We start from the raw sequence: 25,789 nt of genomic DNA, 5'->3' as shown, positions 1-25,789 counted from the left end.
ACGCTACGGTGTGCTGATTGACAGCCTTCCGGGCTTGCGCTACGCCGCCGGCTTCACCGTGACATGAGGCGACGAGATGGCACGCAAACGCAAGGGCCGCGACATTTCCGGATGGCTGGTTGTCGACAAACCGCGCGGGATGACCTCGACAGCCGTGGTCAACAAGGTGCGGTGGGCCCTGCAAGCCAAAAAGGCCGGCCATGCCGGGACGCTGGATCCTGACGCGACGGGCGTGCTGGCCGTTGCCCTTGGCGAAGCGACCAAGACCGTGCCCCACGTGACGGACGCGCTCAAGTGTTATGCGTTCACTGTCCGGCTCGGGCAGGCCACGAACACCGACGATGCCGAGGGCGAGGTGATCGCCGAGAGCGATGTCCGCCCCTCAGACGACGAGGTCAAGTCCGCGCTCGGTGCTTTCGTCGGCGAGATCATGCAGGTGCCGCCGAAATACTCGGCCGTCAAGATCGACGGTGAACGCGCCTACAAGCTCGCGCGCGACGGCGAGGATTTCGAGGTGGAGGCAAGGCCGCTCTGGGTCGAGGAACTGGTCATGACGGGTCGCCCCGATGTCGATCACGTGACGCTCGAGATGACCTGCGGCAAGGGCGGGTACGTGCGGTCCATTGCCCGCGACCTGGGGGCGGCCTTGGGCTGCCACGGGCATGTCACGGAATTGCGGCGCCTTTGGTCGGGGCCTTTCGACGCGGAAGACGGCGTGACGGTGGAAGAGATCGACGCCATGGCGCAAACACCCGACCTGGATGCCCGGATTCGCCCCCTTGAGGACGGGCTGACCGACCTGCCCCGCGTCTCGTGCACGGACGAAGGGCTTGCCAAGCTGCGGAACGGGAACCCCGGCCTCGTGATCGCGACGGATGTCGAGTATGGCGAGGAATGCTGGGCAGCCCATGATGGCCGAGCCGTTGCGGTGGGCCGGTTCAAGGCCGGCGCCCTGCACCCCAGCCGGGTGTTCAACCAGTGACGGACACGGCGCACGACCCCGGCGGGAAGGTCCGGCTGAAATTGCCCGACGGCGTGACAGGCGGTGCCAGTTTTTCCCCTTGCGGCCGGTATCGGCGCGCGTTGACACGTGACTGGACACCGGCAAACGAGCCGCCCCGCGCCATCCTTTTCATCGGCATGAACCCCTCTGTCGCCAGCGCCGAGATGTCCGACCCGACCTGCCACAGGGAACTGATGTTCGCGCGCGACTGGGGGTATACCCGCTACCTCAAGGGCAATGTTCTGGACTGGCGCGCGACCTCGCCCAAGGACATTCCCGCGGATCCCGACTTGGCCATGAGCCCGGACAACATCCCGGCCCTGTTGGACATGGCGGATGAGGCGGCGGTGATCGTGCTGGCCTTCGGCAAGCTCCACAAGCGGTTCGGGCCGCTTGTCGGGCGCGTGCTCACGGCGATGCGGGCGACGGGAAAGCCCCTGAAATGCTTTGGCCTGAACAAGGACGGCTCGGCCAAGCATCCGCTTTACCTGCGCAAGGACTCACAGCTGATCGATTTCCCGGTGCCGGATGAGACGGCGGCGCCCGAGCCCGATCCGGAACGCTGTCGCCGAAAGTGAAAAGGCGCCCCCGGCCGGGGGCGCCCTGGAGAGTACGACGCTGGGCGCCAGGAGCCTGCGTCAGTCCTCAGCGTCGAGCGGCAGGGCGACGAAACGCGGCTCGCCTGCGCGGCGCACGAGCAGCAGAACGGATTTCCGACCCGCTTCGCGCGCTTCGTCGATACGGTTGTCCAGATCACTGATCGTGACAAGTTTCTGCTGTCCCGCCTCGGTGATCACGTCGCCGGCGCGCATGCCTTTCTCGTAGGCCTCCGACAGCTGGTCGACATCCTTCACGACAAGGCCGGTCGCATCGCTGTCGAGTTCGAGTTGCGAACGCAACTCGTCGTCGAGCGGGCTGAGCGTGAGGCCGAACAGCTCCTTCTCGCTGGGCTCGGCGGGATCGGTGCCCGGCTGTGCGGCCGGCACCGCGCCCTCGGCCACTTCGCGGCGGCCCAGCGTCACCTTGAGCGTCTGCGTATTGCCATCGCGGAAGACGACCACGCGAACGGTCTTGCCGACGGCGGTGTTGCCCACCTGCCGGACAAGGCCGCGGGTATCCTCGACATCCTTGCCGTCAAAGGACACGATGACATCACCGGCTTTCATGCCTGCCTCGCGCGCCGGGCCGTCGGGGACATCCGTCACCAGCGCCCCGGCCACCTTTTCAAGGCCGATCGCTTCGGCCACATCCTCGCTGACGTCCTGAATACGTACGCCGAGCCAACCACGGCGGGTCTCGCCGAATTGCTGCAACTGGTCGACAACGCGCGTGACCACGTTGGACGCCATTGAGAACCCGATACCGATGGAGCCCCCGGTGGGGCTGAGGATCGCCGTGTTCACGCCGATGACCTCGCCATCGAGGTTGAACAGCGGCCCGCCGGAATTGCCGCGGTTGATGGCCGCATCTGTCTGGATGTAGTCGTCGTACGTGCCCGAGAGCGCGCGGTTGCGGGCCGACACGATACCTGCAGACAATGAGAACCCTTGGCCCAGCGGGTTGCCCATCGCGACCACCCAGTCGCCGACGCGGGCTGTGTCACTGTCGCCGAAATTGACGAACGGCAGCGGCTCCTCGGCCTCGACCTTGAGCAGGGCGATATCCGTCTTCGGGTCGGTGCCCACGACGTCGGCCGCCAGTTCCCGGCCGGAATAGAATTCGACGACGATCTCGTCCGCGGATTCGATCACGTGATTGTTGGTCACGACGAACCCGTCCTCGGAGATCACGAACCCCGAGCCCAGCGCGGACGAGCGGCGTGGCCTGTCGCCACGTTCGTTCCGGTCCTGGAATTCTCGAAAGAAGTCCTCGAACGGGGAACCTTCGGGCACGATCGGCGACGGGCCGTCGCGTTGCGCAACGACCGTCGAGGTTGTGATGTTCACGACCGCCGGGCTGACACGTTCGGCCAAACCGGCGAAACTGTCGGGACGCGCCTGCGCGGCGATAGCCTGTGCCAGTATCAAGCCCACGGTGAGAGCCATCAACCACAACGCGCGTATCGGTCCGGGGTGGGTTTTCTGCATTGGAACTGCTTGGACTGTCACGCCAGGGTCTCCTTCGCTTGTCCTAATTTGGCATCGGTCCCGCCAATGCCCGGTGTACACCACGTATGTAGGTGTGCTTCGCTCGCTCGCAAAGAAATGATCGCGGTCTCACGGTGATGTGACACGTGATCGGCGGTCAAGCGCCGAGCGTCTTGGCGGCCCAGACCAGAACCAGGCCTATGGCCAACGCGACAAGGCCCAGCATTCGCCGGGCCTCGTCCGAAAACTGGCTGAGCGCCGCGAGAAGCTGCTCGACGATCGAAGGGGCCAGCGCGTAGACCAGCCCCTCGACGACAAGTACCAACCCGAGAGCCAGTAGTGCGGTCTCGATCAATTCGTTGCCTCTTGGCCTTCTTCCTGACGGCTTTGATCCTGCTCCAGCCGTTCACGTTCGGCTTCGGGAAGGTCGGGCGAGATCTCGGATTCGGGCGCCATTTCGCGCAGCCGCTCGATGTCCAGATCGTCGATCGCGACTTCGGACAGCCCGTCGGCGCGGACCGACTTGAACATCTCGGCGAGGAATTCGCTATCCGGCGAGAAGACCAGCGTCGAGTTATCCCCCTGAAGCGAACGTTCCAATGCCGTGAGCGACCGGTAGAAAGCGAAGAAGTCGGGGTTGTTGCCGAACGCTTCGGCGTAGATGCGGTTACGCTCGGCATCCGCTTCACCACGCGTGATCTCGGCCTCGCGCTCGGCGTTCGAAACGGTTTCGACAACGGTCCGGTCTGCCGCGGCGCGCACGCGCTGCGCGGCCTCGTTACCGCGTGCGATCTCGTCGGCGGCCTCGCGTTCACGCTCGGCCCGCATCCGGGCGAAGGTCGCTTCGAGGTTCTGCTGCGGCAGGTTGGTTTGCTTCAGCCGGACGTCGACGATCGCGAGCCCGAGCCCCTCGGCGCTGGATCGCGCATTGTCACGGATGCGCCGCGCCAGATCGCCGCGCTGCGGTGACAGAATCGTGTCGGATGTGACCTGATCGGCGCCAAGAACCTCGCGAATCTGCGCGTTCAGGATGGAAGACAGCCGATCTTCCGCCGCGCGGATGCCCCCTACGCCGACAGCCTGGCGGAACTGCACGACGTCCGAGATGCGGTACCGCGCGAACGCGTCCACCACGAGGCGGCGGTCATCCGAGGGCGTCACCTCGATCGTGTCGGTATCGAAGGACAGGATACGGTCATCGTACCGTACCACCTCCTGAATGATCGGGATCTTGAAGCCGAGGCCCGGCTCTTCGACCACCTGCTTGATCTGGCCGAATTGCAGGACAAGCGCCTTCTGGCGTTCATCCACGATGAAAATGGCCGAGAGGATGCCGATCACGGCGAGCACCGCGACCGGCAGGAGAAGAGCGGTTTTGCGCATCAGTTCGACCCTTGACTGGTGTTGCCGGACGACATGCCGGACGTGTTGCTTGAGGATGTGCCATCAGTGTCGCGCGTGGACGAGCCCCCGCGGCGCAGTTCGTTGAGCGGCAGATAGGGCACCACGCCCTGCCCGCCCCCGGCGCCGGTATTGGCTTCGTCGATGAGCACCTTGTCGAGTTGGCCGAGCGTGCGCTCGACAGTTTCGAGGTACAGACGACGCTGCGTGACCTCGGGCGCGCGGTTGAACTCCTGCGCCACGGCAACGAACCGGCTGGCCTCACCGATCGCTTCGTTGACCACGCGGGCGCGGTACCCCTCGGCCTCTTCCAGCAGGCGGGCCGCATCACCACGCGCCTCGGCCAGAACACGGTTGGCATAGGCGTCGGCCTGCCGTTGCAGGCGGTCGCGTTCCTGTTCGGCGGCTTGCACCTCGCGGAAGGCGTCGATCACTTCGCGCGGGGGGTCGGCCGTATCAAGGTTGACACGCACGATGCTGATCCCGCTTTCGTAGTCGTCCAGCGTCTCCTGGATGTTCTCGCGCGCCGTATCAGCGATCAGGCCACGGTCCCGGTTGAGGATCGGCGCGAGGTTGGCCGCCGCGATGATCTCGCGCATCGCCGCCTCCGACACGGCGCGGACGGTCAGCCGCGGGTCGCGGATGTTGAACAACAGTTTCGCCGGGTCATTGATGTTCCAGACCACCTGGAAATCGATATCGACGATGTTGGCGTCGGTCGTCAGCATCAGCCCGTCGCGGTTATCGCCGCGCCCCATGCCGATATCCTCGGTCCGCTCGGAGGTCACGTTGACCACTTCGTGCGTCACGAGCGGCCACGGCGCGAAGTTCAGACCGGGCGTGCCGGTCGATGAATACTCACCGAGGAAAAGTTCGACGGATTGTTCCTCGGGTTTGACGGTGTAGAAGCTGGCCGCACCCCACAGCACGACGGCGATCAGGCCGCCGAGAATGAAGCCACCCCTGCCGAAAGACGGGCCACCCCCGTCACCGGATGTGCCGCCGCCACCGCCACCGCGCCCGCCCATGAGCACGCGCAACTGGTCCTGACCCTTCTTCATCAACTCGTCGATCTCGGGGATCTGTGGGCCACCACCCTCGGGGGGTTTGCGGCCGCCCCGGTCGTTGCCGCCGCGATCATCACCGCCACGGCCGCCGCCAGAATTGCCGCTGCCGCCCCAGGGGCCGCCAGAATGTCCAGCCATCTAAATCTTCCCTCTTTGTCGCGTCCCTCGGGACGTTCCTCACTAACCTGTGCAGGACAGGCAAAAAATCAAGCGCTTCGCGTCGGCTCTCGCATGGTCACGATTTCTTCCGACATGGTGGGGTGCACGGCCACGGTCCGGTCGAAATCCTCCTTCGTGGCGCCCATTTTCACGGCGATTCCCGCAAGCTGGATCATCTCGCCGGCGCCCGGCGCGACGATATGACAACCCAGCACGCGGCGCGTGTCCCGGCAGACGATCAATTTCATCAGCACACGGTCCGCCCGGCCTGCGAAACCCTGCTGCATGGGCTTGAAGGAAGCGGTGTAAACGTCGATCGGGCCCTTTTCCCGCGCGTCCTCCTCGGACAGGCCGACAGTGCCGAACTCGGGTTGCGTGAAAATCGCCGTCGGGATCAACTCATGGTCAACCGGGGTGGGGGTGCCGTTGAACACAGTCTCGACGAAGGCCATGCCTTCGCGGATGGCAACCGGCGTGAGGTTCACGCGGTCCGTCACGTCACCGATCGCATAGACCGAGGGCACCGATGTCTGGCTGTACTCGTCAACGACGATCTCACCCCGGCGGCCCAGCGACACGCCGGCATCGGCCAGCCCCATGTCATCGGTGTTGGGCGCGCGGCCCGTGGCGAACATCACCTCGTCGAACATTTTCTCGGTCCCGTTGGTGGCCTTGACCCTGTAGCCGCCCCCGGTCTTTTCCATCGAGAGGATATTGGTGCCCAGATGCAGGTCGACCCCGCCCGCGATCATCTCGTCGGCGATCAGGCCGCGGGCCTCCTCGTCGAACCCGCGCAGGATCTGCGCCCCGCGGTAGTACTGCGTCACGTCGACGCCCAGCCCGTTGAGGATGCCGGCGAATTCGCAGGCGATGTACCCGCCGCCGACGATCAGGATGGACCGCGGCAGGTCATCGAGATGGAAGATGTCATTGCTTGTCAGGCCATGCTCGGCGCCCGGAATGTCGGGCTTGACCGGCCGCCCGCCCGAGGCCACCAGCACGTGCTTGGCCGTCACGCACTCACCGGTGGACAATGCCACCGTGTGCGCATCCGCCAGCCGGGCACGGGCATCGAAGCTTTCCACGCCGTTTTTACTCAGGATGCCGCGATAGACACCTTCGAGCCGGTCAAGCTCGGCATGGAGTTTCCCCTTGAACGCGGGCCAGTCGAATCCGCCGGCGTGCACCGTCCAGCCGAACGCCTGCGCGTCGGCGATGGCGCCGGGAAATTCGGAAGCATAGACCATCAGTTTCTTGGGCACGCAGCCCCGGATCACGCAGGTGCCGCCGTAGCGGTCCTCCTCGGCCAGCGCGACGCGCGCCCCGCCCTGTGCCGCCACGCGCGCGGCCCGGACGCCGCCGGAACCGCCGCCGATGACGAAAAGATCGTAATCGAATGCCATGGATGCCCCTTCGTTTCAGTCCTGAAGATCGGTGAAAAGGTTGTCGGATTCGACGAAATCCAGCCTGTCCTCCTCGACCGTGCCCTCGTTGATGTCGCGCGTTTCCACCCGGCCGTCGCCGAAACCGAGGATCACGACGTCACAGATGTCGATGAACAGCCCGTTCTCGACGACGCCGGGGACCTGGTTGAGCACCATCGACAACTGGTTGGCATTGCCGATGCGCCCCAGATGCAGATCGAGAATGTAGTTGCCTTCATCGGTGACGTAGGGCCGGCCGCCGTTCATCCGAAGCGTCGCGTCGCGGCCCAGCACGTCCATCGAGACGAGGAATTCCTCGATCAGCGACTTCGTGGTCTGCCAGCCGAAGGGGATGACCTCGACCGGAAGCGGGAAGGTACCGAGCGTTTCGACCTCCTTGCCGATATCGGCGATCACGATCATCTGGTCGGACGCTGTGGCGACGATCTTTTCCTGGAGCAACGCGCCGCCGCCGCCCTTTGTCAGGTTGAGGTTGCCATCGAACTCGTCAGCGCCGTCGATGGTTACGTCGAGCCACTTGGCCTCGTCGAGGCTGACAACGTCGATCCCGACCTCGCGCGCCAGTTCGGCTGTCCGGTTGGAGGTGGGCACCCCGGTGATGCGCATGCCGTCCTGACGCACCAGCTCCCCGAGGCAGCGGACCATCCACGCCGCGGTGGAGCCTGTTCCAAGGCCGACGCGCATCCCGTCCTCGACATAATCGACGGACCGTTTCGCGGCCACGAACTTGGCCTTGTCGATGGGTGACAATTCTCCGGTCATGGCAGCGACTCCCCGTTGATCACCGCGCTTATAGGCAAGATGTGCCGCGGGTGCGAGGGGGAATCGCCCGATCCGGCGCTCTGTCAGTGGGCCGCCCGGCCTGGCGCCAGCAGGATATCCCCGTGCGGCATGACGCGCGTCGATGGCGGGGGATCGCCGGCGCGCGCGCCACCCGTGACAAGGATGACCACGACGCAAAGCAAGAGGATCAGCGGTGCGAACTTCATTCCATCCTCCGGTCGGGCCCGCGGCCCATTTTGCCGTCTTGCCGATAGAATGGGGGCGAGTCGGTTACGCCGGGATTAACACATGCCGTTTCCATCCCGGGCGACGGTCGCAATCCGGCATGATCAATGCGTGCAATCTGTTAGGGTGGCGGCATGTCAGTTCCATACCGCCTGCATTACGCGCCGGACAACGCGTCGCTGATCGTTCGCCTCGCGCTCACCGAAATCGGCCAGCCTTTCGAGACGGTTCTTGTGAACCGCGCCGCCGGGGCACATCTTTCGGCCGCCTATCTCGCGCTCAATCCGAACGGGCTGATCCCCGTGCTGGAAACGCCCGACGGGCCCATCTTCGAGACCGGGGCGATCCTGCTGTGGCTGGCCGACCGGCACGGGCAACTGGCCCCCGCCCCCGACAGCCCGGAACGTGCCGCATTCCTGAAATGGCATTTCCGCGTCGCGAACACGCTGCATCCCGCGCTGCGGATGCGGCTCAGGCCCGACCGGTACACAGGCGCGGACACGGCCGCGCAAGCGGCTTTGCGCGCACACATGAAAACCGAGATCGCCGGTGAACTGGACAAGCTGGAGAAGGTGGCGGGCACGGGACCGGGCTGGTTGGGGGGACCGGCGCCATCGGTCATCGACTTCTACCTCGCCTGCCTGCTGCGGTGGCTCACGCTCTACCCCGCGCCCGACGGCGGGGCCGGGTGGCTCGACCTGCGCGACTGGCCGCACTTGCACGCCATGGCGGCGCGTCTGGAACATTGCCCGAGCGTCCGGGCTGCGATAAGGGCGGAGGGGCTGGGGCCGCACCCCTTCACGGCGCCCGAGTACGCGACACCACCAGAAGGCAGTGCTACCTGATGTTCCTTTCCGTCTTCGACATGTTCAAGGTGGGCATCGGCCCGTCATCGAGCCATACCATGGGGCCGATGGTGGCCGCCGGGCGGTTTCTGGACAAGATGCGCGCCGCGCCGTTCGATTGCGCGGGGCTCAAGGGGTCGCTGCATGGCAGTCTGGCCTTTACAGGGGTCGGCCATGCAAGCGACCGCGCCACGATCCTCGGGCTGGCCGGGTTCCAACCGGAAAACTATGACGCCGACCGCGCCGAGGCGGTGCTGGCGCAAATCCGCGAGACGCATACCGTTCGCCCGCCCGGCCTGCCGGAGCTGAGGTTCCATCCCAAGCAGGATCTGGCTTTTGACTTCGGCCCGAACCTGCCCGGCCACGCCAACGGCATGGTCCTGATGGCCACCGACGCGCAGGGCGACGTGATCCTGCAGGAAACCTACTATTCCGTCGGCGGCGGTTTCGTGTTGACCGACGCCGAACTGGCCGCGGGGCGCGACACCGACGAGGGCGAGCCGGTGCCCTACCCGTTCAAGTCCGCCGCCGAGATGCTGGAGATGGCCGAGACATCGGGCAAGACCATCGCCCGGATGAAGAAGGCCAACGAGGTCGCGCGCGGCGGGCCGGAAAACCTGCGCTCGGGCGTGGCGCGCATCTGGCAGGTGATGAACGACTGCATCGATCGCGGGCTGAGCACCGAGGGCGAACTGCCCGGCGGCCTTTATGTCAAGCGCCGGGCCAAGGGTATCCGCGACGCGCTGCTGGCGGAGTGGGGCACGAACCTCAATGCCCCGCACAAGATCAACGACTGGATGAGCGCCTATGCCATGGCCGTCAACGAGGAGAACGCCGCCGGCGGCCAGGTGGTGACGGCCCCCACCAACGGCGCGGCCGGCGTGGTGCCGGCGGTCATCAAGTACTGGCTGGAGCACGTGCCCGGCGCCACCGACGCGCAGGTCGAGGAATTCCTGCTCACGGCGGCCGCCATCGGCGGGCTGGTGAAATACAACGCCTCGATTTCCGGGGCCGAGGCGGGCTGCCAGGCCGAAGTGGGCAGCGCGGCGGCAATGGGGGCGGCCGGGCTCTGCGCCGTTCTGGGTGGAACGCCCGCGCAGATCGAGAACGCCGCCGAGATCGCGCTGGAACATCACCTCGGGATGACATGCGACCCGGTGAAGGGGCTGGTGCAGGTCCCCTGCATCGAGCGCAACGGGCTGGGTGCGATCAAGGCGGTGTCGGCGGCCTCGCTGGCGCTGCGCGGCGACGGAACGCATCTGGTGCCGCTCGACGCCTGTATCGAGACCATGCGCCAGACCGGCGCCGACATGAGCGAGAAGTACAAGGAAACCTCGCTGGGCGGGCTGGCGGTGAACGTGCCGAATTGTTGATCACGTCCGCAACGTAGGTGTTTCGAAAGGCGATCGGATATTCGACAACCGTGTGAGGCAAAGACAGCCTTGAGTCTCTATTGAATGCCTGGGAACAATAGAAATTCAGCGAAGCCGTGACGAATGATTTACCAAGGATCGCTGATAGATATCGTCCAGTAGAAACAGCTCTGATCATGCGTGAAGGATCGGAAGGCTGAACTTCTGGCTTGACCGCCAACCAGAAATCATCGTCGAGAGAGGACAACGGTATGGCCCTTGGCTGGCCGCCGGGGCCAGTCTTTTGTCCTGCGTTGTTGGCGTATGTGTCGGACCCGCAAGGTGGCTCGGGAAATCTGAACAGGAAAGTTATGTGGCTTTTGCGCTCCCAACCCCGCGGCATTGCCGGGACGAAGGAGCGAAGGTAACCACGAAGGAACCACAGTCCTGCCGTCAAGGCGGAAGTGGCGTTGGCGGCGTTGACGGGCGACAGAACGATGAGCGAGCCGGCGACGCAGTTTGACCTGCATCCCGGCCAGACCAAGCCGTGGGAGGATCAACTTCCGGACGGTGTTTCGGATGTCTTCGATGGCACGCCGAGGGGGGTCGAAGATCGCTGAGATCGATGTCAAATCCCTGCAGACGAAGATCGGCCGGCTGACGCTGGAAAATGATCCTTGGAAGCAGCGCTCGCCAAGCCCGGCCTCCTGCCGAGCGCAAAGAAATAACAGATCGCCCCCAAAAGCTGAGCCTGAGACGCCAAGCCGAATCTCTGGGGATCAGCCGTGGCAGCCCGTACCACGCGCCGCGCCCTGTCAGCGACGCGGCCCGCAAGCTGATGCACCGGATCGACGAGCTGCACATGGATTATCCGTTCGCGGCCAGTCGAATGATGACGGGCTTGTTGCGGCAGGAGGGGGTCACCGCCGGGCGGTTGCATGTTACGACCTGCATGGAAATGATGGGAATTGGTACAGACAGGAATTTGAGACCATGTTCCACCCTTTTTCAGGTCAGATTGGGGTGATGATGCGCGGGACGGACGAGGCGAGCGGGCCGCTTTTCAGCTATGTGGACCTTGAGGAACGGGTCCCGGCGGGTCACCCGCTTCGCAGGATCCGGCAGATCTTGAAGCGAGCGATTGATGCGCCACCCGATCACGATCCCGACCCCGGCGGTCCACCGCCACCGGCGCCAATACAGGAGACCGTCGCAGACACCGACCAGCCCCCCAGCAGACACGGCCGATGTCCGACAAAGCCCGCCAGACCCGCAACGCCGAAGAGAACTTCCGCGGCACGAAGCGCTCGAACGATTGGCATTGGAACGCCATCGGTCCGAGTGACAATGGCAAGCACGCTTCGGTCACGGATCGGGATGCCCGCCCCTACAAGAAGACGCCCGGCGCGGCGATGCTGTGCTTCACGGAGTGAAGGGCGTCTCGGACTTGATCCGGGGGATCAATTCTGCCCTGAACGGGCGGAGCCCTGCTGATGGAATGAGGCGCGGGCCGCCACGGGTTCGAGGTCCACGCCGGGCTCGACCCGGCGCCTGACGCTGGCGGCAGACAAGGGGTATGACAGTGCCGACCTCCTCAAGAAACTGAGAGGCATGGCCGTGACCCCGCACATCGCGAAAAAGGTCTCGGCATTCCGCCATCGACGGACCAACCACGCACCATCCCGGCTACCCTCTGTCCCAGCGACACCGCAAGAAGATCGACTTGCGTCGGGAAAACGATCCCCGCCTGGCCGGGAAACGCGCCACTGACGCCTTTCCCGCCCGGCCGCGCCGTTTTCTGATCCACCTCACCTTCGGCTGGACCGAGACCGTGGGCGGCATGGCCCAGACCGCTCACCGCGGCCTCGCCGGGGGCCGCGCACAGTTCACAATGATAATGGCCGTGACCGCGCGATACGCCCTTGAAAGATCACGTGCTTGTGGGGAGGATCACGATCTCGACCCTGCGGTTTTGCGCGCGGCCCTGTTCGGTCAGGTTCGATGCGACAGGCTGATCTTCGCCGCGCCCGAAGGTCCGGATGCGCCCGAAGGGAACCCCCCCGTTCATCAGGACATCCGCGACCGAGTTCGCACGCCGTTCGGACAGACGCTGGTTGTAAGCCGCATCCCCGGTATTGTCGGTATGCCCAACCACCTGCACCATGGTGTCCGGATAGCTCTGGAGGCTGTCCGCGACCGTACTCAGGTCACCACGCAGCCCGGCGTTGACAACCGCGCTGTCGGTGTCGAATAGGATGTCTTGAGGCATGGTGACGATCAGGCGGTCGCCCGTGTTCGTGATCCGCACCTCGTCATTATCGAGGTTGCGGCGTAGTTCCGCCTCCTGCTTGTCCAATGCGCTTCCGTACGCGGCCCCGCCCGCGGCGCCGACAACGCCGCCGATCGCGGCGCCCTTGGCCTTGTCGTCGCTGACGATTGCCCCGAGACCCGCGCCGAGCAGGCCCCCCAGCAGCGCGCCCTGTTTGGCGTTCTTGTTGGGGTCATTGCCGCCAACAACCGCCGGATCGGTACATGCCGACGCCATCAGCAGCGAACAGCCGGACAGGATGAGAAGGGGTTTACGTGCTCGTGTCATGTGCAATGCCTCTGGTTTCTTGGCGCCCGATCACGTCGGGATCGCTTGTGATGATATGCAATAACAGCCACGGCCCCAAGGTGATTCCGGCCCGGAAACGGCGGTATTCCGCGCAGGGTGCCGCGCGGTCAGTCTTCTGTCCGGGCGCTTTCCCAGGCGAGGATTGCGCGCTTGACGGGCAAGCCCCAGTGATACCCGCCCAGCCCGCCGGACTTGCGCAGTGCGCGGTGACAGGGGATGAGAAAGCTGACCGGGTTGCGGCCCACGGCGGTGCCCACCGCGCGCACCGCGCGCGGCGCACCGATTGCCCGGGCAAGTTCGGCGTAGGTGGTCACCCGGCCCGACGGGATGTGCAGCAGTGCTTCCCAGACCTTGATCTGGAACGGTGCCCCGATCAGGTGAACCGGCGTCTCAAGGCCTGTCCCGAACGCGGACCGCACCCAGGGCGCTATTTCCGACGGGTCCTCGGAAAAGGTTGCGCGTGGCCACCGCGCCTTCAGGTCCTCCAGTGTCGTCTCATCGCCGAGCTCGTCGGTGAATCCCATTGCGCAGAGGCCCTTGTCCGTGCCCATGGCGATCACCGGGCCGAACGGGCTGTCGAACCGTCCCCATCGCAGGCACAGCCCGTCGCCCCGGCGGGCGAAGGCGCCCGGGCTCATCGCGTCCCAACGCAGGAAAAGGTCATGCAGCCGGCCCGAGCCCGACAGCCCCAGCTCATGCGCCGTACCGAGCGTCGTGAAGCGCTGTGCGAGCAGCGCCTTGGCGTGGTCCAGCGCGAGATATTGCTGGTACCGCTTGGGCGAAATACCTGCCCATTGCGAGAAAACCCGCTGGAAATGCGTCGGGCTCATGCGCATTTCGCTGGCCAGATCATCAAGACGCAGGTTTCCGCCCTGCGCGTCGATCACGTCGATCGCGCGGCGGATGACGTGGTAGTGATAACTGTGTTCCGGGGCGGTGTTCATGCAGCGGCTCATTCGATGCGATGCCTGCACCCTAAAACGCCGCGCCGCCGGCGACGACCCGAATGTTGCGCATCCGGCGAATTGCGGGCATTAGAAACGGCATGGCACGACAGCTCGATTACCACAGGATACGCGAGATCTTTACCCGCTTCCGGGAAGCCGACCCCGATCCCAAGGGGGAGCTGGACCATGTGAACGCCTATACGCTCGTCGTGGCGGTGGCGCTGAGCGCGCAGGCCACCGACGCCGGCGTGAACAAGGCGACGCGCGATCTGTTCCGGGTCGCCGACACGCCCGAGAAAATGCTGGCGCTGGGCGAGGAAGGGTTGATCGAACACATCAAGACGATCGGGCTCTATCGCAACAAGGCCAGGAACGTGATGAAGCTCAGCCGCATCCTTGTCGACGATTACGGCGGCCACGTGCCCAATTCGCGCGCGGCGCTGCAATCGCTGCCGGGCGTGGGTCGCAAGACGGCGAACGTCGTGCTCAACATGTGGTGGCATTACCCGGCGCAGGCCGTGGATACGCATATCTTCAGGCTTGGCAATCGCAGCGGCATCTGCCCCGGCAAGGACGTGGACGCGGTGGAACGCGCCATCGAGGATAACGTCCCGGTGGATTTCCAGCAGCACGCGCATCACTGGCTCATCCTGCATGGCCGCTACACCTGCAAGGCGCGCAAGCCGTTATGCGGCACCTGCCTCATCCGTGATCTCTGTGAATTCGAGGACAAGACCCCATGAAGAAATATCAAGCCGTCGGGATCGGCAATGCAGTCGTGGACGTGATCAGCCAATGTGACGACGGATTCCTGTCGCGCATGGGCATCGACAAGGGTGTCATGCAACTGGTCGAACAGGATCGCGCCGAATTCCTTTACGACGGGATGGAAACGCGGGCGCGGATGCCGGGCGGGTCGGTCGCCAACACGACCGCCGGCCTGGCGGCCCTCGGTCTTGAGACGGGATTCATCGGCCGGGTGCGTGACGACGACCTCGGCAGGTTCTACGCGGCCGCGATGGCCGATGTGGGGTGCCATTTCGTCAACGCGCCGGTTCGCGACGGCGAACTGCCAACCTCGCGCTCGATGATCTTCGTGTCGCCCGATGGCGAGCGGTCAATGAACACGTATCTCGGCATCTCGACCGAACTGGGCCCCGAGGATGTGCCGGATACGGTTGCCGGTCAGGCCGATCTGCTTTTCCTCGAGGGCTACCTTTACGACAAGCCGAAAGGCAAGGCGGCCTTTCTCGAGGCGGCCCGCGATTGCCGGGCCGGCGGCGGCAAGGCCGGAATCGCGCTCAGCGACCCGTTCTGCGTCGATCGACACAGGGCCGATTTTCGGAACCTGGTTTGCGAACTGGATTACGTGATCGGCAACGAACACGAATGGAAATCCCTCTACGAAACCGAGGATTTGGGGGCCGCGCTGGAACAGGCCGCCGCTGACAGCGGGTTGGTCGTCTGCACCCGCTCCGGCCACGACGTGGTACTGGTCGAAGGCGATAACAGCGTCTCCGTACCGGTCCGCGAGGTTCGCCCGGTCGATGCCACGGGCGCGGGTGACCAGTTCGCCGCCGGGTTCCTCTACGGTATTGCCACCGGGAAACCCTTGGCGGTTGCCGGGCAGATGGGATGCATCGCCGCCGCCGAGGTCATAGGCCATTTCGGCGCCCGCCCCGAGGCCGACGTGACCGCGATGTTCCGCGCCGAGGGTCTTGTGTGATCGCTCGGAATCTGCCGATGCAGGCACCCGGACCCGCAGCGAGATCGGGTATTTGACCCGAGAAGAAGTCAAGGGTGCGCGCCCGGAACCGGCGTCGGTCGGCCCGTCGCCGATGCGGACCGGCCCGGGCGCGGCTTCTCCTCGGGTGGTCATCGGCTCCCCAGCCTGTACCGCGCCTCCAGTGTCATCACACCGTGGTTAACATGGCGTTACGCGTTTCTTCTCGGGCAAAATACCCCGGGGTGAATTGGCCGCAGGCCAAGAGGGGCAGCGCCCCTTGGGCGGACGCTGGTCGTGGGGCACGTGGTCTTTCATCGCGCGCCCCGTGCGCCTTTAGCGTATCGGGACGGTCCTCACTCACCCAGCTTGGCGTGCACTTCGTCGAGGTCGATCTCGCCCACCGGCATCTTGTTCGATGGGTCGTCGAAGTCGTATTTGAAAAGCTCGAAATCGCGGTGGTAGATCTCCTTGACGAGGTGCATTGACAGGTCGTCGAAATAGTCCTCGACCGGGTAGGCGCGCTTGGGGCCGTGCCCTTCGGACTCGTTGAATCGGGGGATGGTCGCGAGATCCACTGTATGCGGCGTCTGGATGGCCTGGAGGACATCTCCCATGCCGTCATTGAACTTCTCGGTCCAGAATATCTTGTCGTAGGTGCCGCCATTGCCGATGAAGGTCGAGACATGGCCCGACATGGCAGACCAGTGGATATCCGGGTCCATTGGGCGTTTCCAGCGGATCGTGTCGCGCGCAAACAGCAGGAAACGGCGGAAGCTCTTGACCTGGTCGAACTCCTTTTTTCCGTCTTCGCCGCCGACCTCGACGCCGTATTTCTGGATGAGCATTGGCACCAATTTGCCGCGATAGCGCTTGCCGTTGCGCTGGATGCCACAAATCTTGTCGAAAAAGCTCGACAGGATGCGGGTGTATGGATTGCGCACGCAGGTGAAGGCGTAGGAGGTGTGCGTCTTGACATTGGCGTTGATCAGCTTCTGACTGTCCTCACGCGCCCATTTGTGCAGCCCTTGCGTGGCGTCGTGAATGTCGCCGTCGAAGAATTCCCCGTGATCCGAGTAATACATGATTTGCCCGATGGTCGAGCAGGCGCATTTGGGCACGACGCGGTATACCACGCTCTCGCTTTCGGTCATCCAGGTACCGGGAAACCCCATGCTGCCGCCTCCGCGCTTTGATGCCCGCTCTGCCGGGGGCGTTTATTGTGTAGCCCGACGAAAAAAGCAAAGAAAGCCTGTTTATTCAACGTGCGTTCACGACTATCACTGTATCCGACCCACGGGAGGGCAGTTCAAACCGTTTGAGTGATGGCGAAAATCGCGTTCATACTGCTGTGCCACAAGGATCCGGACGCGATCATCAAGCAGGCCAATATGCTGACAGCGGCCGGGGATTACATGGCAATCCATTTCGATGCGCGTGCCGATCCCGTGGCGTACCACGAGATCCGCACGGCGCTGGCGGACAATCCCAACGTCACTTTCGCGCGTCGGCGCGTGAAGTGTGGCTGGGGTGAATGGTCGCTGGTGCAGGCCACGCTCCACGCTGTTCAGGCGGCGGCCGACGCGTTTCCCCGCGCGACCCATTTCTACATGCTGTCCGGCGATTGCGCCGCGATCAAGTCGGCCGCTTACGCGCACGAGTTTCTCGACCAGCAGGACGTGGACTACATCGAGAGTTTCGACTATTTCGACAGCGACTGGATCAAGACCGGCATGAAGGAGGACCGGCTGATCTACCGCCATTTCTTCAACGAGCGGACGCAGCCGCGGCGTTTCTATGCCGCCTACAAGTTTCAGCGCAAACTCGGGCTGACGCGTGCCATCCCGCATGACATCCAGGTTCAGATCGGCAGTCAATGGTGGTGCCTGCGTCGCCGCACGATCGAGTGGATCCTCGATTTCACGCGGCAACGCCCCGACGTGATGCGGTTCTTCCGCACGACATGGATCCCGGACGAAACGTTTTTCCAGACGCTGGTGCGCCACCTCGTGCCCGAAAAGGAAATCCGCACGCGGACGCTGACCTTCCTGATGTTCACGGATTACGGGATGCCCGTGACGTTCTACAACGATCATTACGATCTGCTGCTGAGTCAGGATTACCTTTTCGCCCGCAAGATCAGCCCGGAGGCATGGGATCTCAAGCACCGGCTCGGTGAACTCTACGTGGCCGAGGACGCGCGTTTCAAGATCTCGAACGAGGGCCGGAGCCTGTTCAAGTTTCTCACCGGGCGCGGGCGCATCGGGCGGCGTTTCGCCAACCGCTTCTGGGAAAAGGAAAGCTCGCTCGGGCGCGAACGCGAACTGCTGATCGTCGTTTGCAAGAAATGGCACGTCGCCAAGCGCTTGCTGGAGCGGATCAGGCAGGCAACGCCCGTGCCGACGATCGAATACCTGTTCAACGAGGAAAGCACCGCGTTGCCGGATCTCGGGGGGATCCAGGCCACGCTGGAAAAACGCACGCGCCACCGGCGCGCATTGATGCGGATGCTTTTCGACTATTACGAGACCGACCGGCTGATCGTCTGCATGGATCCCGGCAACCTCGAGCTGCTGCAGGATTTCTGCCACGATCGCGCGGTCACCCGGATACTGGAAATCCAGTGCGACTTTTCCGACGATTACCTGATCGGGCACGCGATGCGCGTCGGCCTTGCCGGGGAACAGACCCCGCCCGAAACGCTGGAACGGCTTCTGCCGACGATTCGCGGCGACATCACCTTCGAATGTGATCGCATCCGCGACGAGGAGTTCGAGAACCACCTGATCGTGCGGGAGTCCGACCCGCGCGAGCAACAGGAGCGCCGCGTTGCACGCTTCCTTGATGTTTCGCCGGAAATAGCGCATGAAATCGCGGATACCACCCACCTCTACGCCGATTGAGGACCGCCATGACATACGCCTACGACGACCAGAACATTTTCGCGAGGATCCTGCGCGGGGAGATCCCCAACGAAACGGTTCTGGAAACCGAGCACACGCTGGCCTTCAACGACATCCAGCCGCAGGCGCCCGTGCACGTGCTCGTGATTCCCAAGGGCGCCTATGTCAGCCATGATCATTTCGCCGCCGAGGCAAGCGAACGCGAGATCGTCGATTTCATGCGCGTCACGGCCGAGGTGTGCCGGATAACCGGCGTGAGCCTTGGCAAGGGCGGCGCCGGGTTCCGGGCGATTTCCAACGCGGGCGAGAACGGCGTGCAGGAAGTGCCGCATTACCACCTCCATATTCTCGGCGGCCGGCCGATGGGGCGGATGCTGGAGAAGGGCGCGTGATGGCGGTTGCCGTGCTTGTCAGCAACGCGCCCCGGCGCCATTATCCGGACGCGACAGACAACCGGACTCGGATCAAATGACATTTCGCGGACGGCTGGGCGCGCTCATCGACCGCCCCGGCGTGCAGAATTTCATACTGGGCGTGATCCTCTTCAACGCCGTGATCCTGGGGCTCGAGACATCCCGTCACGCGATGGCGGCCGCGGGTTGGCTCATCTTGACGCTCGACAAGGTCTGCCTGGCGATATTCGTGGCCGAAATCGGCGCGAAACTGGCGGCGCGTGGGTTGCCCTTCTTCCGCAGCGGATGGAACATCTTCGATTTCGGCATCGTCGGCATATCGCTTGTGCCGGCCGCACAGGGGTTGTCGGTGCTCAGGGCGTTGCGCATCCTGCGCCTGTTGCGCGTCCTGTCGGTCACGCCCTCGTTGCGCCGTGTCGTCGAGGGGCTGATGAGCGCGCTACCCGGCATGGGGTCGGTCTTCCTGTTGATGGGAATCATCTTCTACATCGGCTCCGTCATGGCGACCAAGCTGTTCGGCGCGACCTTTCCGGAATGGTTCGGCACACTGGGGCGCTCGGCCTACTCGCTTTTCCAGGTCATGACGCTCGAGTCGTGGTCGATGGGCATCGTGCGCCCGGTGATGGAGGTCTACCCGTTGGCCTGGGCGTTCTTCGTACCTTTCATCCTCGTCACGACCTTCGCCGTTGTGAACCTCGTTGTGGGCCTGATCGTGAATTCCATGCAGGATGCCCACCATCTCGAGGACGTGGAAAAAACCGATACCTACCGTGACGAGGTGCTCGGCCGGCTCGCCCGGATCGAGGCGCGTCTCGACGACAGGGGCGACAAGTCCTAGCGCGTCCTGGTTCTGCTAGTCCTGGCGCGCGTGCCCGCGCGTGAGGTCAAGGAACACGTCCTGCAGATCGGCCTGCTCCGTCTTCACGTCACGGATACCGATACCGGCGCCACGCACCGCTTCCAGCACGGCCTCGGCGGGCGTCTGCGACGCGTGATAGGTGATAGCCAGCGATCCGTCGCCGCGCTGCTCCACCTCCAGCCCGGGCGCCTCGGGCAGCTGGTGCGGCGGGGCGTCGGGATGGATGACCATGGTCTTGCCGTCCAGCCGCCCCAGCAGGTTCTGCGTGCTGTCGCGCGCCACCATCTCGCCAAGGTTGATGATGGCGATTTCGTCGCACATCTCCTCGGCCTCTTCCAGGTAATGCGTGGTCAGGATGATCGTCATGCCCTCGGCATTGAGCTTGCGCACGTTGTCCCACAGCATCTGGCGCAGTTCGATATCCACGCCTGCCGTGGGTTCATCCAGCACCAGCACATGCGGGTGATGCACCAGCGCCTTGCCCAGCAGCAGGCGCCGGCGCATGCCGCCGCTCAGGGTGCGGGCATAGGCTTCCGCCTTGTCCTCCAGCCCCACCAGACGCAATATTTCGTCGCTCCTGCGCCGGGCCTTGGGAACACCGTACAGCCCCGCCTGCACGTCCAGCGCGCCGCGGGGCGTGAAGAACGGGTCAAGATTCAGCTCCTGTGGCATCACGCCGATGGCCGCGCGGGACTGCCGCGGGTTAACGTCCTGGTCGAAGCCCCAGATCGTGACCCGGCCCGACGTCTTGACCACAAGTCCCGCCAGTATGTTGATCAAGGTCGACTTGCCCGCGCCGTTCGGCCCCAGCAGCCCGAAAACCGAGCCGGCGGGAATGTCCAGGTCGATGCCTGTGAGGGCGTGCTTTTCCGGTTCGCCCCTGCGGCCACGATAGGTTTTCGTCAAACCGCGGATCTCGATGGCATTTCCGGCCATGGCTGCTCTTGCCCCCTGCCTTGTGATCGAACATATTCGGACCTAGAGGAATTGCTGGCAAAAGGAAACGCCCGATGGTTACCGAAGCTCCCGAAACCAGGATCGTGGACAGCTATCGCGTGGCGTGCGACGGCGGCGAAGGTGCCCTGGGCCATCCGCGTGTCTGGCTCTCGATCCCGCGCGAGACGGGCTTTGTCGAGTGCCCCTACTGCGACGCCAAGCTTGTCCACCGTGACTTCAAGGACAAGGTCTGATCCGCCGGGCGCCCACGCGCCGTTTCTTCTCGGCCGAAATACCCCGGGGGAGTCGCCCGCAAGGGCGACGGGGGCAGCGCCCCCTGCCGGCCCGTCATGCCCGAACGGGCCTCAACAGCGGTGGACGGACCTTTACCGCGTGCGTTTGGCCACTGGTCCCGGCCGGCGCGGCATGGCATGACTACCACGTAGCGCCGGCCATTTCGGGAGATCATTCATGACATTCGGCAAGGGGTGCCACCTGCACCTGATCGACGGGTCCGCTTTCATTTTCCGGGCCTACCACGCGCTTCCGCCGCTCACGCGGAAATCCGACGGCATGCCCGTCGGGGCGGTCTCGGGCTTCTGCAACATGCTGCAACGCTACATCGACGATCACGCGGGGCCGGACGCGCCCACGCACGTGGCGGTGATCTTCGACAAGGGCAGCCATACCTTCCGCAACGACCTGTACGCCGAGTACAAGGCCAACCGCGAGGAGATGCCCGAGGAATTGCGCCCGCAGATACCGCTGACGCGCCGTGCGACCGAGGCGTTCAACATCGCCTGCAAGGAGACCGAGGGCTACGAGGCCGATGACATCATCGCCACCCTCGCCTGCCGGGCGCGGGAGGCCGGCGGGCGGGTCACCATCATCTCCTCGGACAAGGACCTGATGCAGCTGGTCGGCGACGGGGTCGAGATGTTCGATGCCATGAAGAACCGCCGGATCGACGCCGAGGGCGTGGAGGAGAAGTTCGGCGTGCGCCCGGACCGCGTGGTCGACGTGCAGGCGCTGGCGGGCGACAGCGTGGACAACGTGCCGGGCGCGCCCGGCATCGGGATCAAGACGGCCGCGCTGCTCATCAACGAATACGGCTCCCTGGACGAGTTGCTCGACCGCGCCGGGGACATCAAGCAGCCCAAGCGCCGCGAGACATTGACAGACAAGCGGGCGCAGATCGAAATGTCCAGGAAGCTGGTGCAGCTTGATTGCGAGACGCCGCTGGATTTCACGCTCGACGATCTCGAGGTAAAGGATCCCGATCCGGAAACACTGCTGGCTTTCCTGACCGAGATGGAGTTCCGGACCCTGTCCAAACGCATTGCCGACACGCTGGGCGTGGAGCCGCCCGTCATCCCCGACAGCAACCCCGCCGGTGCCGACCCCCGCGCGGAAAGCGCGCCCGACTGGCCGGCCATCGACCCGGCGCAGTATGAACGCGTCAGCGACATGTCAGGCCTGCGTCGCTGGATCGACCGGATCAACGCGCGCGGGTACGTGGCGCTGGACACCGAGACGACATCGCTCAACGAGATGCAGGCGGCGCTGGTGGGGGTCTGCCTGTCGGTCGAGCCGGGCTTTGCGTGTTACATCCCCGTGGGGCACCGAGATGCCGATGCGGGCGGCCTGTTCGGGGCGGAAGACCTGGCAGACGGGCAATTGCCGCTGGACGATGTTCTGGCGGCGCTGAAACCGGTGCTCGAGGACGATGCCGTTCTCAAGATCGGGCAGAACATGAAATACGACGCCAAGATCCTTGCCGGCTACGGGCTGCGTGTGGCGCCGATCGACGACACGATGCTGATGTCCTACGCGTTGAATTCGGGCATACACGGGCACGCGATGGACACGCTCAGCGAACGCTACCTGTCGCATACGCCGGTCCCGATCAAGACGCTGCTGGGCACGGGCAAGTCGGCCATCACCTTTGACAGGGTGCCGATCGACGAGGCGGTGAAATACGCCGCCGAGGATGCCGACATCACCCTGCGGCTGTGGCACACGTTCAAGCCGCAGCTTCACGTGAACCGCGTGACGACCGTATACGAGACGCTGGAGAGGCCGCTCGTGCCCGTGCTGGCCCGGATGGAGCGCAACGGCATCAAGGTGGATCGCGGCACGCTGAACGCCATGTCCGGCAAGTTCGCGCAGAAGATGGCGGAGCTCGAGGAAGAGATCCACACGCTTGCCGGGCGCGAGTTCAACGTCGGCAGCCCGAAACAGCTTGGCGAGGTGCTGTTCGACGACCTGGGGTACGAAGGCGGCAAGAAGGGCAAGACCGGCGCCTACGCCACCGGTGCCGACGTTCTCGAGGATCTGGCCACCGAACACGACTTGCCCGCCCGGGTGCTGGACTGGCGGGCCATGTCCAAGCTCAAGTCCACCTACACGGATGCGCTGCAGGAGCATATCGACCCCGGGACGGGCCGCGTGCATACCTCCTACGTGCAGACGGGTGCCAATACCGGGCGGCTGGCCTCGACCGACCCGAACCTGCAGAACATTCCCGTGCGCACCGAGGAAGGCCGCCGCATCCGCGAGGCGTTCGTCGCCGAGCAGGGGCACCGGCTGGTCAGCCTCGACTACAGCCAGATCGAGCTGCGGATCCTTGCGCACGTGGCTGACCTGCCGGCCATGAAGCAGGCGTTTCGCGACGGTCAGGACATTCACGCCATGACGGCCTCGGAGATGTTCGACGTGCCGGTGGATGACATGACACCGGAAATCCGCCGTCAGGCCAAGGCGATCAATTTCGGCGTGATCTACGGTATCTCGGGCTTCGGCCTCGCGCGCAACCTGCGCATCCCGCGTTCCGAGGCGCAGGGGTTCATCGACCGCTATTTCGAGCGTTTCCCCGGGATCAAGGCTTACATGGAGGACACCGTGGCCTTCGCCAAGGCGCACGGACACGTCCGGACGCTGTTCGGGCGCCGCATCCACACGCCCGAGATCTCGGCCAAGGGGCCGCGCGCCGGTTTCGCACGCCGCGCGGCGATCAACGCGCCGATCCAGGGCACGGCGGCCGACATCATCCGCCGCGCCATGATCCGGATGCCCGCCGCCATCGAGGGGCAGCCCGCGAAGATGCTGCTTCAGGTACATGACGAACTGATCTTCGAGGTCGAGACCGGCGCGGAAGACAGGCTCGTGGGCGCCGCCCGCGCGGTCATGGAAGCTGCCGCGCGCCCGGCCGTCCATCTTGATGTGCCGCTGGTGGTCGATGTCGGGCAGGGCGCGAACTGGGCCGAGGCGCACTGACCCCGCGCGCGGGTAGCTGAAACCCGCCGGCCGGGGCGCGTCTGTCACCGCGCGGCGGGCGGGCCGTCTCCCGCGTCCGGGTCGTCGGGGTTGTCGGGTCGTGCCGCGGGCGCTTCGGGTGCCGTGGGGTGTGTTTCGTCTTCCGCCTTCTGGGCCGCTTCCCGCTCGGCGCTGCGCAGCAGCAGCCGCTCGACCCGCTGTTCAAGGAGCCGGGCCTTCTCGGCCTGCCGGGCAATTTCCTGCGCAAGGTCGCGGTGCAGCGAGACCGCGATCAGGATCATCACGAGCATGAAGGGAAAGGCCGCGATGATCGACACGGTCCGCAGGCTTTCGAGACCCCCGGTCAGCAGCAGAACCACCACCATCAGCAATTGCAGGCACCCCCACAGCACGCGCACCGCCCGCGTCGGATCAAGCACACCCTTGGAGGTGAACATCCCCAGTACGAAAGTCGCCGAATCGGCCGACGTGACAAGGAACATGCAGACCAGCACGATCGCCGCGACCGTCAGGATCCCGCCACCGGGAAGCTGGTCAAGCATGGCGTACAGCCCCGCCGGCACCTCTTTCTCGACCGCGTCGGCGATCCCGGCATTGGCGAATATCTCGAAGTGCAGGGCGCTGCCGCCGAACGTGGCAAACCACAGCATGGACAGCCCCACCGGCACGATCATCACGCCGAGGACGAATTCGCGCACCGTCCGCCCGCGCGATATCCGGGCGATGAAGCTGCCGACGAAGGGTGCCCAGCTCAGCCCCCAGGCCCAGTAGAACAGTGTCCATTGTTCCACCCACTGGCCGTCGGAATAGGGCGAGGTGACAAGGCTCATCTGCAGCAGGTTGCCAAGGTATTCGCCCAGCGTCTGCGTCATCAGGCCGAAGATGAACGACGTCGGCCCGAAAAACAGCACGACGGCCAGCAGCGCCGCCGCCAGTGCCATGTTCGCGGTGCTCAGCAGGCGCACGCCGCGATCAAGCGGCGTCATCGCCGACATCATGAACAACCCGCCGACGACGGCCACGATGGCAAGTTGCGGCGCGAACCCGTAGGGCAGCCCGGTCAGCCGGGCGAGGCCACTGTTGATCTGCAATGCCCCCAGCCCGAGTGTCGTGGCCACGCCGAAAACCGTGGAAATCACGGTCAGGATGTCGATCGCTTTTCCCCAGCCGGAATCCACACGATCGCCGAGAAGAGGGCGAAAGGTTTCGCTGATCAAGCCGTGGCTCTGGTGGCGGAAGCGGACATAGGCGATCGCCAGCCCGATGAGCGCGAAATTGGCCCATTGATGCAGGCCCCAGTGAAAGAAGGCGTAGCGCATGCCCGTCTGCGCGGCCATGGCCGTTCGCGGAAGGCCGGTGCCGAGGGGCGGATTGTTGAAATGCATCATGGGTTCGGCCACGCCCCAGAACACCAACCCCACGCCCATGCCGCTCGAAAAGATCATCGCCAGCCAACTGGGATACGAGAATTCCGGCGCCTCGTCCGGCGGCCCGAGCCGGATTTGCCCGGTCTTTGACAACCCCAGAAACAGCACGAACCCGACGAACCCGGTCGTGACCAGCAGGTACATCCAGCCGACATTGGTCGCGGTCGCGTGCAGCAGGGCCTGCGCAGCCGTCTCGACCCTTGCCGGGGCGATCGCGGCGGCGAGCAGGAAGACGACCACGATCACGAAGGAGACGCGAAATACCGTACCGACATCCCCCAGCCGGTCGGTCAGATTTCCGGGCCATGGCATCATGCGGTC

The 25,789-nt window shown here is 64.7% G+C and carries 25 protein-coding genes and 2 pseudogenes; 15 read left to right on the top strand and 12 right to left on the bottom strand.

Features of this window, described 5'->3' with window-relative positions:
- Positions 1 to 76: 76 nt before the first annotated feature.
- On the top strand, positions 77 to 982 hold the full coding sequence (gene truB / locus ACH107_RS02305; protein ID WP_412504484.1) for a tRNA pseudouridine(55) synthase TruB: 906 nt from the start codon (positions 77 to 79) through the stop codon (positions 980 to 982).
- The gene (locus ACH107_RS02300) at positions 979 to 1,581 is read left to right on the top strand and encodes a DUF1643 domain-containing protein (protein ID WP_412504483.1); all 603 of its coding nucleotides are present in this window, start codon (positions 979 to 981) and stop codon (positions 1,579 to 1,581) included. Before truB ends, ACH107_RS02300 begins: the two co-directional genes overlap by 4 nt.
- Before the next feature lie 60 nt (positions 1,582 to 1,641).
- On the opposite strand, the gene ACH107_RS02295 is transcribed toward ACH107_RS02300, so the two are convergent.
- The 7 genes from ACH107_RS02295 to ACH107_RS02265 all read right to left on the bottom strand — a co-directional run bounded on the left by ACH107_RS02295 (position 1,642) and on the right by ACH107_RS02265 (position 8,151).
- The gene (locus ACH107_RS02295; protein WP_412504487.1) at positions 1,642 to 3,090 is read right to left on the bottom strand and encodes a Do family serine endopeptidase; all 1,449 of its coding nucleotides are present in this window, start codon (positions 3,088 to 3,090) and stop codon (positions 1,642 to 1,644) included.
- A gap of 157 nt (positions 3,091 to 3,247) precedes the next feature.
- The gene (locus tag ACH107_RS02290) at positions 3,248 to 3,445 is read right to left on the bottom strand and encodes a DUF2065 domain-containing protein (protein ID WP_412504482.1); all 198 of its coding nucleotides are present in this window, start codon (positions 3,443 to 3,445) and stop codon (positions 3,248 to 3,250) included.
- Positions 3,442 to 4,473 (bottom strand): protease modulator HflC, encoded by a 1,032-nt coding sequence (gene hflC / locus ACH107_RS02285; RefSeq protein ID WP_412504481.1) that lies wholly within the window; start codon positions 4,471 to 4,473, stop codon positions 3,442 to 3,444. Before hflC ends, ACH107_RS02290 begins: the two co-directional genes overlap by 4 nt.
- Positions 4,473 to 5,696 (bottom strand): FtsH protease activity modulator HflK, encoded by a 1,224-nt coding sequence (hflK, locus tag ACH107_RS02280; RefSeq protein WP_412504480.1) that lies wholly within the window; start codon positions 5,694 to 5,696, stop codon positions 4,473 to 4,475. Before hflK ends, hflC begins: the two co-directional genes overlap by 1 nt.
- Before the next feature lie 68 nt (positions 5,697 to 5,764).
- Positions 5,765 to 7,120 carry a glutathione-disulfide reductase gene (gor, locus tag ACH107_RS02275; protein ID WP_412504479.1) on the bottom strand — a complete coding sequence of 452 codons (1,356 nt, stop codon included), beginning with the start codon at positions 7,118 to 7,120 and terminating at the stop codon, positions 5,765 to 5,767.
- Between the two features lie 15 nt (positions 7,121 to 7,135).
- Positions 7,136 to 7,924 carry a ribose-5-phosphate isomerase RpiA gene (gene rpiA, locus ACH107_RS02270; RefSeq protein ID WP_412504478.1) on the bottom strand — a complete coding sequence of 263 codons (789 nt, stop codon included), beginning with the start codon at positions 7,922 to 7,924 and terminating at the stop codon, positions 7,136 to 7,138.
- A gap of 83 nt (positions 7,925 to 8,007) precedes the next feature.
- Entirely contained in the window at positions 8,008 to 8,151 is a 144-nt protein-coding gene (locus tag ACH107_RS02265) for a hypothetical protein (protein ID WP_412504477.1), read from the bottom strand.
- Between the two features lie 153 nt (positions 8,152 to 8,304).
- Here ACH107_RS02265 and ACH107_RS02260 point away from each other — a divergent pair, with 153 nt between their 5' ends.
- The 6 genes and pseudogenes from ACH107_RS02260 to ACH107_RS02235 form a co-directional block, all read left to right on the top strand.
- Entirely contained in the window at positions 8,305 to 9,015 is a 711-nt protein-coding gene (locus ACH107_RS02260; protein WP_412504476.1) for a glutathione S-transferase family protein, read from the top strand.
- Complete coding sequence (locus ACH107_RS02255; protein ID WP_412504475.1) at positions 9,015 to 10,388, top strand: L-serine ammonia-lyase; 1,374 nt, start codon at positions 9,015 to 9,017, stop codon at positions 10,386 to 10,388. The genes ACH107_RS02260 and ACH107_RS02255 overlap by 1 nt, the downstream gene beginning before the upstream one ends.
- Before the next feature lie 476 nt (positions 10,389 to 10,864).
- Complete coding sequence (locus ACH107_RS02250; RefSeq protein ID WP_412504474.1) at positions 10,865 to 10,987, top strand: hypothetical protein; 123 nt, start codon at positions 10,865 to 10,867, stop codon at positions 10,985 to 10,987.
- A 50-nt stretch (positions 10,988 to 11,037) separates the two neighbouring features.
- Entirely contained in the window at positions 11,038 to 11,394 is a 357-nt protein-coding gene (locus ACH107_RS02245; protein WP_412504488.1) for a hypothetical protein, read from the top strand.
- Positions 11,395 to 11,396: 2 nt separating this feature from the next.
- Positions 11,397 to 11,513: pseudogene (locus ACH107_RS02240) on the top strand (IS5/IS1182 family transposase); the annotation flags it as partial.
- Positions 11,514 to 12,270 (top strand): annotated as a pseudogene (locus ACH107_RS02235) (hypothetical protein); the annotation flags it as partial.
- Positions 12,271 to 12,297: 27 nt separating this feature from the next.
- Here the strand turns inward: ACH107_RS02235 and ACH107_RS02230 are convergent.
- Both ACH107_RS02230 and ACH107_RS02225 read right to left on the bottom strand, forming a co-directional pair.
- Positions 12,298 to 12,963, bottom strand: coding sequence for an OmpA family protein (locus ACH107_RS02230; RefSeq protein WP_412504473.1), 666 nt, complete (start codon positions 12,961 to 12,963; stop codon positions 12,298 to 12,300).
- Positions 12,964 to 13,091: 128 nt separating this feature from the next.
- Positions 13,092 to 13,928 carry a methylated-DNA--[protein]-cysteine S-methyltransferase gene (locus tag ACH107_RS02225; RefSeq protein ID WP_412504472.1) on the bottom strand — a complete coding sequence of 279 codons (837 nt, stop codon included), beginning with the start codon at positions 13,926 to 13,928 and terminating at the stop codon, positions 13,092 to 13,094.
- Positions 13,929 to 14,029: 101 nt separating this feature from the next.
- Between ACH107_RS02225 and nth the strand changes: the two genes are divergently transcribed.
- The gene (gene nth, locus ACH107_RS02220) at positions 14,030 to 14,674 is read left to right on the top strand and encodes an endonuclease III (RefSeq protein WP_412504471.1); all 645 of its coding nucleotides are present in this window, start codon (positions 14,030 to 14,032) and stop codon (positions 14,672 to 14,674) included.
- Positions 14,671 to 15,657, top strand: coding sequence for an adenosine kinase (locus ACH107_RS02215; protein WP_412504470.1), 987 nt, complete (start codon positions 14,671 to 14,673; stop codon positions 15,655 to 15,657). Before nth ends, ACH107_RS02215 begins: the two co-directional genes overlap by 4 nt.
- A 353-nt stretch (positions 15,658 to 16,010) precedes the next feature.
- Here the strand turns inward: ACH107_RS02215 and ACH107_RS02210 are convergent, their stop codons facing one another.
- Positions 16,011 to 16,829, bottom strand: coding sequence for a sulfotransferase family protein (locus ACH107_RS02210; RefSeq protein ID WP_412504469.1), 819 nt, complete (start codon positions 16,827 to 16,829; stop codon positions 16,011 to 16,013).
- A 150-nt stretch (positions 16,830 to 16,979) separates the two neighbouring features.
- Between ACH107_RS02210 and ACH107_RS02205 the strand changes: the two genes are divergently transcribed.
- The 3 genes from ACH107_RS02205 (at position 16,980) to ACH107_RS02195 (ending at position 19,808) form a co-directional block, all read left to right on the top strand.
- Entirely contained in the window at positions 16,980 to 18,557 is a 1,578-nt protein-coding gene (locus tag ACH107_RS02205) for a DUF5928 domain-containing protein (protein WP_412504468.1), read from the top strand.
- A gap of 8 nt (positions 18,558 to 18,565) precedes the next feature.
- Positions 18,566 to 18,949 carry an HIT domain-containing protein gene (locus ACH107_RS02200; protein ID WP_412504467.1) on the top strand — a complete coding sequence of 128 codons (384 nt, stop codon included), beginning with the start codon at positions 18,566 to 18,568 and terminating at the stop codon, positions 18,947 to 18,949.
- A gap of 76 nt (positions 18,950 to 19,025) precedes the next feature.
- Positions 19,026 to 19,808, top strand: coding sequence for an ion transporter (locus ACH107_RS02195; protein ID WP_412504466.1), 783 nt, complete (start codon positions 19,026 to 19,028; stop codon positions 19,806 to 19,808).
- 15 nt (positions 19,809 to 19,823) lie between these two features.
- Here the strand turns inward: ACH107_RS02195 and ACH107_RS02190 are convergent, their stop codons facing one another.
- A complete protein-coding gene (locus ACH107_RS02190; protein WP_412504465.1) occupies positions 19,824 to 20,765 on the bottom strand; it encodes an ABC transporter ATP-binding protein in 942 nt (313 codons plus the stop codon).
- Positions 20,766 to 20,839: 74 nt separating this feature from the next.
- Here ACH107_RS02190 and ACH107_RS02185 point away from each other — a divergent pair, with 74 nt between their 5' ends.
- Both ACH107_RS02185 and polA read left to right on the top strand, forming a co-directional pair.
- Positions 20,840 to 21,019, top strand: a complete 180-nt coding sequence (locus ACH107_RS02185; RefSeq protein ID WP_412504464.1) for a zinc-finger domain-containing protein — start codon at positions 20,840 to 20,842, stop codon at positions 21,017 to 21,019.
- A 217-nt stretch (positions 21,020 to 21,236) separates the two neighbouring features.
- Positions 21,237 to 24,041, top strand: coding sequence for a DNA polymerase I (gene polA / locus ACH107_RS02180; protein ID WP_412504463.1), 2,805 nt, complete (start codon positions 21,237 to 21,239; stop codon positions 24,039 to 24,041).
- Positions 24,042 to 24,085: 44 nt separating this feature from the next.
- Here polA and ACH107_RS02175 read toward each other — a convergent pair whose 3' ends face one another.
- Complete coding sequence (locus ACH107_RS02175) at positions 24,086 to 25,783, bottom strand: BCCT family transporter (protein WP_412504462.1); 1,698 nt, start codon at positions 25,781 to 25,783, stop codon at positions 24,086 to 24,088.
- Between the last annotated feature and the right edge of the window lie 6 nt (positions 25,784 to 25,789).

The organism is Roseovarius halophilus (ex Wu et al. 2025) (assembly GCF_047086965.1).
Note: the sequence above shows the minus strand (reverse complement) of the source record. Positions and strands in the feature narration are given on the sequence as shown.